Origin of the sequence: Moorena sp. SIO4A5 (genome assembly GCF_010672005.1) — a bacterium.
In the GTDB taxonomy this organism is placed as follows: Bacteria; Cyanobacteriota; Cyanobacteriia; order Cyanobacteriales; family Coleofasciculaceae; genus Moorena.
On the sequence record NZ_JAAHHZ010000048.1, the window covers coordinates 1 to 12,474 of the forward strand.

Here is a 12,474-nt window from a genome sequence, read left to right on the forward strand (position 1 = left end):
GTAGTCGAAACCGCCATATCCATCTCGAAGTGCTCCTTCGGGTGGGGACGTAGCTTGAACCCTAGCTACATTGGGAGATTTCGGAATCTCCACTTCCTTGAGCGTCTTTCATCGGTCGCCCTTATCCTGACATGATATAAGATCCGTTTGTTTGATTACTTATCTTATTTCTGGGCTAGGAAAGGATACAGGTGAATAATGGGTAATCAGCAAAAGGCAATTATCCATTATTCACTATTTTTTACCTCTTCCCTCTTACCAGCTCGGAAGCTCCCAGCTCGGAAGCTCCCTAAAAACCTCACCCAAATAAGAATTGCTCTACAACTTAGAGACTGTTTATAAAGTAAATCTTAAGAAATATCGAGTACTGAATATGCGTGGTTTAAGGCGGACAGCTCTCGCTACAGGTGAGCTTTTAAAGTACTCGCCGCCTATCTCACCCTACACAATAATTTAAGCTTTATTTAACTTTAACCAACTTTAACCTTTATTTAACAAAAAGTATCTTAGAGACTGAATTTACAAACTTTTGTTAAATGCTAAAAGCTTGACGGTGACTATAGCCCCCCTTAATAATCTGTTACACACTTAACTGGCTAGCTGGCGTAGATAGTAGATGGGGACAGGGTTTTGAAGTTTTGTTATAATTTTAAAATAGGCAATTTAAGCGATGCAGCAAGGGAACAGGCGGTTTCCCTAATGAGCGACGGCATCAATAAAATGCACAGCAGCTTAAGAGGGAAACTTGGAACAGATGAAAGTCCCCCGTGACATAAATGGCAAAACCTCTGGTTGAGAAACACCCTTATATATCACGAATCCATTGTAATTACTTATTAAGTATTTTTTTGAAAATTTTATTATGTGTATTTTTTTTAAAAAATGTAAACAAGTAACCAGTATTGAATTTATTTCGCCTATAGTGAATTTTTGTCAGCCTTATAAAAAAAAGGAGTTTGGATGTTAACTTATCAGGCAAGTAACTTGCCCAAATTTGATAAATCAATTACTGATTATCAGAACTTTCTGGAGCAAAACCACTTTATTTATGTGGAAACTGAAGATCCCAATTTTGACTGGATCGAATTTTCAAAATTGGTCACAGGTGGTGAGTTAATCCTGCAATATGGGAAACCAATATTCTATGTCAGATATGAACCAGAATTGATCAAATTTTCCGATGCCAGAGGTGAAAGGCGTTTGCTTCCTCATACGGAAGCCAGCGATTATCAAACCCCACCGAACTATCTAGTGCTTTGGTGCAAAAAGCCTTCTGATTGTGGTGGTGGGATGACCACGTTGGCTTATGTGGAAGGATTCCTGAAGACTCTTACGGAAGAAGAAAAGAAAAAACTCATGGAGACTCGACACCATTTTGGTGCCACGAGGGGAGTCCACGCCAACCGCACCAAGGGAGCAATTCATCCGATCCTGTCATTTGAGGGTAAGAAGCCTGTTTTCCGCTTTTCTTGTAACTATATTAAATACGGTGACTACAGCCCCGATCCAGAAAACCTAAAGCCCTTTACTCCCGAGCCGTTTTTGGGAGAAATTGCCGACCGATTTCTAGCGTATTACGAGGAAAATCACATGGCTATTCGGATGAAGCAATACTCATTGTTGCTTTGGGACAACAAATGTATAGCACATGCAAGAACCACCTATAGCGATCCCACTCGAGAACTACAACGCATCTTCTTACGGTAACTGTCAACTTAAGAGTTAAGTGTTAGCTGACTCATGTAGCTGACTCATGTAGCTGGCTAATGACATCCTGGTGATTCCTACACGACGATTTGGTGAGTTGATGAAAGGATAAATGGGTGAGGGGGTGAGTAGGAATCGCCACAAGTTAAAAGGTAAGTAGCAGAATCTTGAGGTAGCTTGCGGAAAACATCACGTATAACACTAATGAGGATAATCTCATGAGAATCTTCAATCAATTGGAATCCAATGTGCGAAGCTACTGCCGTTTATTTCCCACGGTGTTTAAGAAAGCACAAGGAGCTGTTCTAGAAGATAAAGAAGGTATAAAGTACATTGACTTCCTCAGTGGAGTGGGTACGCTCAATTACGGACATAACAACCCACAACTCAAAGAACGACTGCTGGGTTATCTGGAGTCCGACGGTATTGTCCATAGTCTCGATTTAGCAACCGTAGCGAAAGAGGAGTTTCTCGAAGCTTTTGAAGCCATTATCCTCAAACCCAGGCAATTAAATTACAAAGTTCAGTTTCCTGGACCAACAGGAACCAATGCTGTGGAGGCAGCTCTAAAACTGACCCGCAACATAACCGGACGGGAAACGGTCATTGCCTTTTCCAATGGCTATCATGGCGTAACTTTAGGTTCCTTAGCAACAACTGCCAACATTTCCCAGCGAGACGCTGCAGGAATCACGACCGCAGGGGTAACTTTTATACCTTATGATGGGTACTTGGGTTCGGATATTGATACTACAGAGTACCTAGACAAAGTCCTTTCCGACAGAGGTAGTGGAGTAGCCCTTCCAGCAGCAGTGATTGTAGAAACAATTCAGGGAGCAGGTGGGGTCAATGTAGCCAGCTTTGAGTGGTTGCGATCGCTTGAAACAGTCTGTCGTAAACATGATGTGCTTTTAGTTGTAGACGACATCCAAGTGGGATGTGGACGGACTGGTTCCTTTTTCAGCTTTGAAGAAGTAGGTATTTCCCCTGACATTGTTACTATCTCCAAATCCTTGAGTGGTTTCGGTCTTCCTTTCTCATTGGTACTGATCAAACCAGAATTAGACCAGTGGAAACCAGGTCAACACAGTGGCACCTTCAGAGGACCTAACCTAGCCTTTGTTACCGCCAAAGCAGCCTTGGAAATCTATTGGCAAGATGAGAGTCTTTCAGCCTCTGTTAGACAAAAAGGAACTATAATGCAGCTCCGATTGGAGCAGATCGCAAAAAATAACTGGGAGGCCGGTTTTTCTGTTAGGGGCAGGGGCATGATTCAGGGCTTAGACTGCAAAGATGGGAACCTAGCTAATAAAATCATCCGGACAGCCTTTGCTAATGGGCTAATCATGGAAACAGCTGGCGCACAGGGGCAGGTGATTCGATGTCTCCCGCCTTTAACAATTTCTGAAGAAGTCTTAGAGAAAGGGCTAGACCTGCTCGAAAATAGTGTCAACCAAGTCATCCAGGAGACAGTCTCTAAAAAGTTAGTTGATTTAGGAGCATCTGTTTAATTGCTTATGACTGCTGCATTTGGAAATTCTCCAGAAGTCTTAACCCGGATAGAAAAAATTGAAAACATCTGTGGAAGGGACATAGGTAATGGTATAGAGCCCCTTGTGGAGGCTGCCAAGGGGGGGCTGCTTGGTGCAGCTCGTTCGATTGCCGAACATCCATCCCCCCATGTGGCTATTATTACAGGCTTTTTTATTCCCCACGGCACTCCTCCGGCAGCGGAAAATGATGGCCCCATCGGTTGCGCTCACCTAGCAGCGGGATTACTTAGAGTTGGAATCCCTGTCCGTCTGGTTACCGATCCTTTATGTCTTAATGCTGTCAAGGTTGCTGCTCGGGCAGCAGGAATACCTGCTCAAATTCCTTTTGATGTCGTTCCTGTCGATGCAGGGAGTGCAGAAGATCCCTCCGTTTCTTCTATTGTGAATTTATGGCAAAGTGCCGAACCACCAGTTTCCCATGTTATCTCCATTGAAAGAGCAGGCCCGAGTTACGATGGTACTGTCCGAAATATAAATGGGGATGATATCACTGTTCATACTGCTCCTTTACATTTCCTATTTACCCTCAGTGAAATCATCTCCATCGGCATTGGTGATTTGGGCAATGAACTTGGTATGGGAACACTCTCTCAAGAGCTAATTGCCAAAAACATCAAGCATGGAGAACGAATCGCCTGTTATATTCCTTGCCATCACCCGATCGTTTGCGGTGTATCAAATTGGGGAGCAATGGGGTTACTCACTGCTCTTGCTTTACTCCGACCGGACTTGAAATCTAAGTTAACTGAGGGATTAACCTTAGAGACCGATAAACAGATTTTGACAACTCTGGTTAATGAGGGAGCAGCCATAGATGGAGATACCGGATTGCAAGCTCTCACAATTGAGACTTTACCCTGGGAATATCATGGCAAAGTGTTGGCAGAAATTTTAGAAGTCGCCGGTTTGACAAACTCAGTTTGAGAGCGCAGCTCCAATGCTTTCCTCCAAAATATCTAGCCCTTGGGTCAAAGTGTCGGGATCAATCGTTAATGTAGACTGAAGATTAATCACTTCTTTGTTCACTCCCATGGGTTCAAAGATTAAACCCCGCTTGAAAGCTTCATTACTAACTTTTTTAGCCAGCCCCTTTTGTTCACAGGCGATTCCTTGAATCAAACCAAGTCCTCGATGTTCACCCCCGACTTCTGGATAACGAGCGATCATGTCTTTGAGTCGCTTCTTCATTACCTCACCTTTGTCCGCGATTTCCTGGGCAAAAGTATCTGTCTCCCAGTACTCGTCGAGAGCAGCTGTGGCAGTCACAAAGGCTAGATTATTGCCTCGGAAAGTACCAGTGTGTTCCCCTGGTTTCAAACAGTCTAAATCAGGTCGAATCAGCACCACAGCCATCGGGTTTCCATAGGCGCTTAAAGATTTAGCCAGACAAACTAAATCAGGTTTTAACCCTGCCCGCTCAAAGCTAAAGAAAGGACCAGTTCGACCACATCCCACTTTAATATCATCAACAATTAGCAAAATTTCTCGCTCTTGAGTGATCTGGGCAAGGCGTTGAAGCCAAGGAACACTAGCAACATTAATCCCGCCTTCAGATTGAACGGTTTCTAGGATAACTGCTGCGGGTTTTTCCTGATTTAGGCTCAGGTCATCAACCAGTTTTTCTAAGTAATCAAGACTGTCGTCTTTGGTGCCATTTTTATCCTCGAACGGAACCGTTAAGACATGACCGAGGGGAATGCCCGCAGCCTTTTGATAGGTAGGATTAGGTGTAACAGCTAGGGCACCTAAAGTATGACCGTGGTAGCCTTTGGTAAAACAGATCACTGTTTTTCGACCAGTCACTTTACGGGCTAGCTTCAAAGCAGCCTCCGCAGAATTGGTTCCCGTAGGACCGGTAAACATAACTTTATAGTTTAGTCCTCGCGGTATTAAGATTACTTCCTCGAAACGTTCTAGAAACTGCTGCTTAGCAGAGGTGAACATATCGAGGCTGTGGGTGATAGCATCTGACTCAATGTATTCCAGGAGACGCTTTTTGAGCTTGGGATTATTATGTCCGTAGTTGAGGGCACCAGCACCTGCCAAGAAATCTATATAAGTACGCCCACTCTCATCTATCAAGGTATCTCCCACTGCCTTGGTAAAGACTGTTGGAAACAATCGACAGTAGCTTCGGACTTCTGACTCAAGCTTGGTAAAAATGTTCATATGCTAAACCTGCCTATTGTTAATAGTTTCAAGTAGGTGAGACAATTGTGTGTGGTGTACAAAACGCGAAGCGATTCCATTTGCTTAACTTTACTTTACGAACACCGTAACCTAGAAAACTATATACTATTTAGGGTGATAGCAATAGTCAAGTTATTAATAAAAACTAAAATTTTTATTAATAACTTGCTTAAGCCAGAACTGGTATATCCTGATTAAAGAGCAAGTTTAACAATTCAAATAGGATAGCTATAGTCTAAATTTTGATCAGTCTCATAAACCAACAACAGCCTGGAATTAACTGGAATTAACTATGCAAAAAATTCAATTTACTGAAGCTCAGACCGAGGCATTGTTTGATGATCGCGAACGAGACAAACGTTTTCGCAGTTTCTGGGATCCAGAAGGCAGTCTTCACTGGGGTTACTTCGAAAACTTAGCCGAGGCTCGGCCTGAGGACTTTGTGCCAGCCTGCAAGCGCTGGGATGAATATATGCTGGAACAGAGCGGTATTACTGCCGACTCCCGGGTACTAGAAGTTGCTTGTGGAAATGGCAACGCTGCCGTTTGGCTGGCTCAGCAAACGGGATGTGAGGTAGTAGGAATCGATATCAGTAGCAGTTATATCGAGAATGCTCGAGCTAAGGCTAGTAATTTCCCCTCTTTGCGGGTGAGCTTCCAAAAGGAATCAGCCACTAACCTACCTTTCCCAGATGGCTCCTTTACCCATGCCTGGAGTCAAGGCGCTCTTTACCACATCCACGAGCTTGATAAAGCTCTGGCGGAGGTTCACCGTGTCCTAGGGGTAGGAGGCATCTTCCTGTTTGATGACTTGGTAACACCAATTGAGGAAGTTAGTGAGGCAGCCCGCAAGTACGTTTACAACCGACTGCTGTTTGAGCCGACATTTAGCCCCGAAGTTTATGCAGAAAAACTCACTCAGATCGGATTTAACGTTTTGCAGATAAAGGACTTGAGCCAACACCTGAAAAAGAGTTACGAATTGGTGTCCGAGCTAGCTCGGGAGGGCTATCCAGATTTGAGCGCTGCCTTTAAGAAAACCCAGGAGGCAATTGCCGCTAGTGAGTTAGGCTGGTGCTTTTGCCTCTGTGAAAAGGTTAGTGATGACTAATCCGTGACAACTTAAGACAGCTACGCCATAGCTTGAGTGTAGATTCAGTGTAGCTTGAGGGTATGCGATTGACCTTGGCCTAAAGGCCAAGGTCAATCGCATCCAGGAGATGGGCTATATATCCCATCACTCCTCAGAAGTTTTGCCCAAAAACAATAGATTCTACCCCTAACCAGCGCAACCGGCTACAATAGCAAGTGTTGAGATTTGTGTAGTCGTGACCGGCATAGGGAAAGCTTATGGCTGCTGCTGTATTAATCCAGAACCTCCAAAAACGCTATGGAGATGTCCACGCCGTCAAAGACATCTCCTTACAAGTTGAACCGGGTCAAATTTTTGGCTTACTCGGTCCTAATGGTGCCGGGAAAACCACCACCATTCGTTGCCTATGCACGCTCACGGCACCCGACGCTGGAAAAATTGAGGTATCTGGCATTTCAGTACTGAACAATCCTAGGGCAGCACGCCGCCGCATAGGCTATGTGGCACAAGAAGTTGCCCTAGATAAGGTACTCACTGGTCAAGAACTACTTCAATTGCAAGCCGACCTCTATCATATTCCCAAACCAGTTGCCAAAAAACGCATCAATAAACTCCTTGACATTTTGCAGCTCAAGGAGTATGCCCATAAAAAAACTGGCATTTACTCCGGTGGTCTGCGTCGGCGGCTGGACTTAGCTGCTGGCTTACTCCACCAACCTGATGTTTTAGTACTAGACGAACCCACAGTAGGTCTTGACATTGAGAGCAGATTCGTGGTATTGGAACTGTTACAAAAGCTGCGGGACTCAGGAACAACATTACTAATCACCAGCCACTACCTCGAAGAAATAGATGCATTAGCTGACCAAGTGGCAATTATTGACAAAGGGTTGATCATAGCTGAGGGGACACCATCTCAGTTAAAGGATAGTGTTGGAGGCGATCGCATTACCCTGCGCATCCGGGAATTCTCCCCCATTGAAGAAGCCAAGCAAGCCAAACATATGCTGCAGTCTCTGCCCTTTGTGCGAGAGGTGATTATTAACAGCAATCAGGGGAATTCCCTTAACCTTGTGGTTAAACCCCAAAGCAATGCCTTAATGATCATTCAGCAAGCGTTAAAAGACCTTAGTTTACCAACCTTTGGGATTGCTCAGTCGCGACCTAGCCTAGATGATGTCTACCTAGCTGCCACAGGTAAAACCCTGATGGATGCTGAACTGGCTCAGGCTGGGAAACGGGATCTCAAGGCAGAGCGGAAACAAAATATGGCCTAAAGGAGAGATAGGGTAGAGGGGAAAGATGGGTAGATTCTCTACCCAAAGTTTCTTATATCTTCTTTGATCAATAACTGATGTCTAGGTTAACTATTCAGGAGTTTTGGGAAAAGTAAGTCCGAAGCCTCAACCTGATCAAGTAAGCGTGCAGATACATGGACTTCCCAAGTTAAGGATTTCGCTCACTGCCGAAATCCTTAACAAACCCTTGACATTATTACTGCAAATAGATATAGACATATAGTAGTAACAGGATATAATACCAAATCCGGTTAATATTCTAATTTAGATAAATTAATCAGGAAAAAGACGAAAATTAGAGGAATCCAATGAGCAAAGACCTCGAAAATATCAAAATGATTGAGTTTCAGCAGCCCATTAACTGCTGCAACGTCACTGCGATCGCTTATGCATTGACAGCACTAGAATGTCCAACGACTATTGACGATATATTCTACGTAACCAGACTGCCGATTGCCTCGGTTCTAGATGACGGGATGACCCTTGCTGAGACCTATGACACCTTAACCAAGTACGTCGAGGGTGCTAAATTACCGTTCTCTGTAATCATGGAGCATTTCGACAAACCGAGCATGACACTTGATGTCTTTATCAAGGAAGTTGAAAGGGCAGTCTCGGATAACAAGGATATCCACATCCTAAACTTCAGTGTTAGCATCGCCCACGATAATGTCAATTTAGGGGGGGGTCACTTCTCCTTGGTGGCAGACTACGACTCAACTACCAAAGAACTGACTGTCGCCGACACCAATCCCAAGAAGTACACACGCTTTTGGAAATGTCCTATAGAGCAAATGTATAAGGCTTGCGTAGACAAGGATAGTTCCTCGTCACGCTCCCGTGGCATGATTGTAGTCCGGAAGCTTGAGGGCACAGAGCAGTAATTGACATAGTCCAAGACTAACGCTATGGGTTATAGTCTTGGATTCTTGGTAGCAGCTGGCATCGGTGCAATCTTTGATGCATAAGCAATATCAATCTTTTGTTACTCTCCGAAGTAACCAAGTAACAAAAAAGCCAGATTATCCATCAATAAAATAAGGTTGAAATTGATTCATAACATGAATTAAATCGTGCAACCCAAGCCATAACTAAAGATTATTAAAAACAGTTTGGCATCCACTTTCATAATTCCATTGTTGATGGATAGAGAAATCAACACCAGTATTTTTGATATCATAATAAATTGGGTGAGATTGGTTTAAGGAAAAAAACAACGACTGAATTATAAAGGGATTCTTTAAAATAGAACCTAGATAACCGCCATAATTCTTGCTTCAAAAGCTGCCCTCTCAACAGGGTTAATAAAGATTGCTCCAACTATTGTAAGAATCTATTCCACGAATGAATATGAGTAAAACCCTTACCCCTCCTAAATCCCAATTTAACTGGCAACCAGACCTTACTGCACCAATCCCAGTCAATGATACTCCTGGTGTAAGTGAATTTATCCAAGAAACCCTTGCCCTAACCAAACGCCTGTTTATTCAGCTGCAACGGCGTCCTTCTACCTTAATGGCTGGTATTATCCAGCCCCTAATGTGGCTAATCCTATTTGGGGCATTATTCCAAAACGCTCCTCAAGGGATTTTTGGCGAGAGTTTGAGCTATGGCAAATTCCTAGGTGCAGGGGTGATTGTGTTTACCGCCTTTGCCGGAGCACTCAATGCTGGCTTACCGATCATGTTTGACCGGGAATTTGGTTTCCTCAACCGCTTACTCGTAGCTCCGTTAGTATCTCGCTTCTCTATTGTTGCAGCCTCAGCCATATATATAATCGCTCTGAGTTTGCTGCAAACTGTGGCAATTGTCACCGCTAGTTCCTTTTTAGGAGCTGGTTTACCGAACTTAGCTGGTCTGGCGATGATTGGCTTGATTGTGTTCTTGCTGGTGGTGGGAGTCACAGCTCTCAGTCTCGGACTAGCATTTGCTCTACCCGGTCACATTGAACTAATTGCAGTCATTTTTGTTACCAACTTACCCCTACTGTTTGCCAGCACAGCCCTTGCTCCTCTCTCCTTCATGCCCAAATGGTTACAGGTGGTAGCCAGTCTTAACCCCCTCAGCTATGCCATTGAACCAATTCGCTATCTCTATCTTCACAATGACTGGTCTGTTGGTAGTATTGTGATGCAGGCTCCCTGGGCATCTATTACCTTTGGCCAATCCCTGTTGATATTGCTTGGTTTTAGCACAGTCGTATTACTCGCAATTTCTCCACTACTCAGCCGCCGGTTGTAATTATTCTTCCTAGGGCTAAGGCCCTAGGATCCCGTGAAAGAATCAATATTAACTCATCGCTTTTTCTGGATGGTTGACTATTGACAGAATCGCGTCAACAGCCCAAAATGAACCTGTAACAATTGTGCAGGTTAACTGTGCAGGTTAACTCAGGTTAACTATATATAAATCTATAGCAGAATACCAGTGAGATTTATCCATTGAGGGGGGATTTCTATGACAATCAGCAACCAATCTGTTTTTACTGTAGCTGTATTGAGTGTAGCCCTTGGCATTACTACAGCGTTACTGCACGGGTCCGCTACTGCCCAAAGTATAGGTACTATTCGAGCGGATGAAAATTTTAATAATCCTAACGAGCAAGACACGTTTGGGGGGTTTGGAGACAGTGGTTTCAACGCTTTTGATTTAATCCATAATGCCCAATTGGGTACAGTTGACATCAATCAGTTCAATCAGGGACAGTCTCAGAGACTAGACGATGCTGCTTCTGAGTTTCGGCGTTTACAATTGGAACGGTTGCGCAATCCCCAAATAGTCTCTCCAGAAAACCAATATCGAGAAAACCAGCCTGCTACGTCTGGAGTTAGCGAAAGTTACTGATAATCTTAGACATTTTGCATCAGGTTTGGATCACGATTGATATCAAGTTCAGTTAATCATTTGATTTACAGGTCATACCATAGATGTTATAGCAGTTCTCAATACCCAATTGAGAACTGCTTTTTTATGATCTAAACTTTGGGAAATCAAGCTAAGGAATCACAGGAGATAGACCTTGAGGTAAACGTTTGGGGCATCGGGAAATTATCCCAGTGCAAGATATTATAGATTCCTGTGTGAATCCAGTTTTCTAAATACAGCTTCTGCTCTGAGGATAACTGGTGTAATTCTTGGCTTTTTGATGATGCTTCACTATTGTCTATAACTTCGTAATGATTCGGAATTCGGCTAAGGACATAAGCAATTAAATCCTCGCGTATCTTAGACTGGGAAAACAGGTCTTGATAGGGAAACTCCGGATACGTTGCTAAGACGTTTTCAATTTCTTGAATCACTATCGATGTAGTTACGTGAACAAGGGTTTTACCCATCGTTTACACTCCTTTTGCCAAACGGTTATTGTCCACCGGTTTATTAATCAATATATAGCGTATTTTAAGCCCTGTTTTAAGTCAATGGAAGTATTCTTAACTGCTGATTAATTGCTGCTAATATTTCCTGACTCTCTACAGGTTTGGTTAGATAATCATTGGCTCCCAGTTCCTTAGCTCGAGCATAGCCATCCTCCTTGGAATCACTGGTTAGAAATATAAACGGTGTTTTCGCTGTATTTAACCTATCTCGTAATATCTGTAGAAGCTCATACCCATCAAGGGATGGTATATTAGTTTCAGAAATAATTAAATCAGGTCGGATAACTTTAGCTAAATTTAACCCGAGCCAACCATCTTCTGCAGTAAGGACATTAAAGCCTTCTAATTCCAGTAAATCTGAAAAATTTGAGCGCAACAGTTTATCATTTTCAATTAATAAAATTGTTTTGTTCATCGCTCCAGCCTCTATAAATTCATGATCAAGATTAATCCCCAACTTGCAGAATCTGTTCTAGCAAGAGGCGATCGCTAGTTGAGCTACCGAACCATAACTTATCTTTTGCCAGAGTACTGAGATATAACTGACCATTTGGTTCAACGCTAAAATCTTGACCCAACACTAACCCTTGCTCCTGAAGCTTCTTGATTGCGACAGTCATCGCTACTGCCACTAAGTCAAGTTCGGGCATCAAATAATCGGGATGACGCAATAGCCACTGACAAGCATCAAGGTTAATCTCTGGTAGTCGATAAACCGCTGCCAGTAAGACTTGCTCAATATAAGTGGGACTGGGTAAAACAGTCAGAAAGTCTTTAAGAGATTTGATAAATGTTGAGTCTTGAGTCTGAAATACATCCACAGCTAATCCGATGTATGACTCATAGTCCTGGGCTTGGCTGGTACCCATATCTCGTTCCTTGGTCAAGGGCAAACTCTTGATACCCAGGACAACTGGTGTGAAGGTTTGTCTCCTCTGGTGCTCTGGGTGGTGAGGATAAGCTAAATCGATCCTAGGACTGATCGTGGGACTCAGGGATAATTGCTCCAAAGGAGTGGCGTTGGAACAATTACTGGAACTGCTACCTTTGTTTGAAAAAATCATACCCATACCCCGAAGTTCAACCCAAGATCTATTTACCTTACCTAAAAATAGAAATTAGGGCGCAAATGTGAAGAGATTGTGATTAGACTTCGCGGCAGTTGTCAGGGAATAGGGAATAGGGAATAGGGAATAGGTGTCAAAATTGACTTAGAAGCTATCCAAAATGATTGCTTAGTTATTTTTGCAAGAGGT

The 12,474-nt window shown here is 43.4% G+C and carries 12 protein-coding genes; 8 read left to right on the forward strand and 4 right to left on the reverse strand.

The window, feature by feature from the left end:
• The first annotated feature begins 960 nt into the window (after window positions 1–960).
• The 3 genes from F6K57_RS16500 to F6K57_RS16510 all read left to right on the forward strand — a co-directional run bounded on the left by F6K57_RS16500 (window position 961) and on the right by F6K57_RS16510 (window position 4,184).
• Window positions 961–1,707 (forward strand): TauD/TfdA family dioxygenase, encoded by a 747-nt coding sequence (locus F6K57_RS16500; RefSeq protein ID WP_075898020.1) that lies wholly within the window; start codon window positions 961–963, stop codon window positions 1,705–1,707.
• A 218-nt stretch (window positions 1,708–1,925) separates the two neighbouring features.
• Window positions 1,926–3,218 carry a diaminobutyrate--2-oxoglutarate transaminase gene (ectB, locus tag F6K57_RS16505; RefSeq protein WP_293069296.1) on the forward strand — a complete coding sequence of 431 codons (1,293 nt, stop codon included), beginning with the start codon at window positions 1,926–1,928 and terminating at the stop codon, window positions 3,216–3,218.
• Window positions 3,219–3,224: 6 nt separating this feature from the next.
• Window positions 3,225–4,184 carry a glutamate cyclase domain-containing protein gene (locus F6K57_RS16510; RefSeq protein WP_293057816.1) on the forward strand — a complete coding sequence of 320 codons (960 nt, stop codon included), beginning with the start codon at window positions 3,225–3,227 and terminating at the stop codon, window positions 4,182–4,184.
• On the opposite strand, the gene ectB (F6K57_RS16515) is transcribed toward F6K57_RS16510, so the two are convergent.
• A complete protein-coding gene (gene ectB / locus F6K57_RS16515; RefSeq protein WP_293069298.1) occupies window positions 4,176–5,429 on the reverse strand; it encodes a diaminobutyrate--2-oxoglutarate transaminase in 1,254 nt (417 codons plus the stop codon). The two genes, F6K57_RS16510 and ectB (F6K57_RS16515), sit on opposite strands and share 9 nt — an antisense overlap.
• Window positions 5,430–5,742: 313 nt before the next feature.
• Between ectB (F6K57_RS16515) and F6K57_RS16520 the strand changes: the two genes are divergently transcribed.
• The 5 genes from F6K57_RS16520 (at window position 5,743) to F6K57_RS16540 (ending at window position 10,685) form a co-directional block, all read left to right on the forward strand.
• A complete protein-coding gene (locus F6K57_RS16520; protein ID WP_075898032.1) occupies window positions 5,743–6,561 on the forward strand; it encodes a class I SAM-dependent methyltransferase in 819 nt (272 codons plus the stop codon).
• Window positions 6,562–6,800: 239 nt separating this feature from the next.
• Complete coding sequence (locus F6K57_RS16525; protein ID WP_293069301.1) at window positions 6,801–7,820, forward strand: ATP-binding cassette domain-containing protein; 1,020 nt, start codon at window positions 6,801–6,803, stop codon at window positions 7,818–7,820.
• A 329-nt stretch (window positions 7,821–8,149) separates the two neighbouring features.
• Window positions 8,150–8,725 (forward strand): phytochelatin synthase family protein, encoded by a 576-nt coding sequence (locus tag F6K57_RS16530; protein ID WP_293020868.1) that lies wholly within the window; start codon window positions 8,150–8,152, stop codon window positions 8,723–8,725.
• A gap of 466 nt (window positions 8,726–9,191) precedes the next feature.
• On the forward strand, window positions 9,192–10,082 hold the full coding sequence (locus F6K57_RS16535; protein ID WP_293069303.1) for an ABC transporter permease: 891 nt from the start codon (window positions 9,192–9,194) through the stop codon (window positions 10,080–10,082).
• 216 nt (window positions 10,083–10,298) lie between these two features.
• Window positions 10,299–10,685 (forward strand): hypothetical protein, encoded by a 387-nt coding sequence (locus F6K57_RS16540; RefSeq protein WP_293069305.1) that lies wholly within the window; start codon window positions 10,299–10,301, stop codon window positions 10,683–10,685.
• Between the two features lie 146 nt (window positions 10,686–10,831).
• Here the strand turns inward: F6K57_RS16540 and F6K57_RS16545 are convergent, their stop codons facing one another.
• The 3 genes from F6K57_RS16545 to F6K57_RS16555 all read right to left on the reverse strand — a co-directional run bounded on the left by F6K57_RS16545 (window position 10,832) and on the right by F6K57_RS16555 (window position 12,282).
• On the reverse strand, window positions 10,832–11,176 hold the full coding sequence (locus tag F6K57_RS16545; protein ID WP_293069307.1) for a late competence development ComFB family protein: 345 nt from the start codon (window positions 11,174–11,176) through the stop codon (window positions 10,832–10,834).
• Window positions 11,177–11,252: 76 nt separating this feature from the next.
• Window positions 11,253–11,633, reverse strand: a complete 381-nt coding sequence (locus F6K57_RS16550) for a response regulator (protein WP_075905905.1) — start codon at window positions 11,631–11,633, stop codon at window positions 11,253–11,255.
• A 31-nt stretch (window positions 11,634–11,664) separates the two neighbouring features.
• Window positions 11,665–12,282: a hypothetical protein gene (locus F6K57_RS16555; RefSeq protein WP_293069309.1), complete on the reverse strand. Its 618-nt coding sequence runs from the start codon at window positions 12,280–12,282 to the stop codon at window positions 11,665–11,667.
• Window positions 12,283–12,474: the final 192 nt, after the last annotated feature.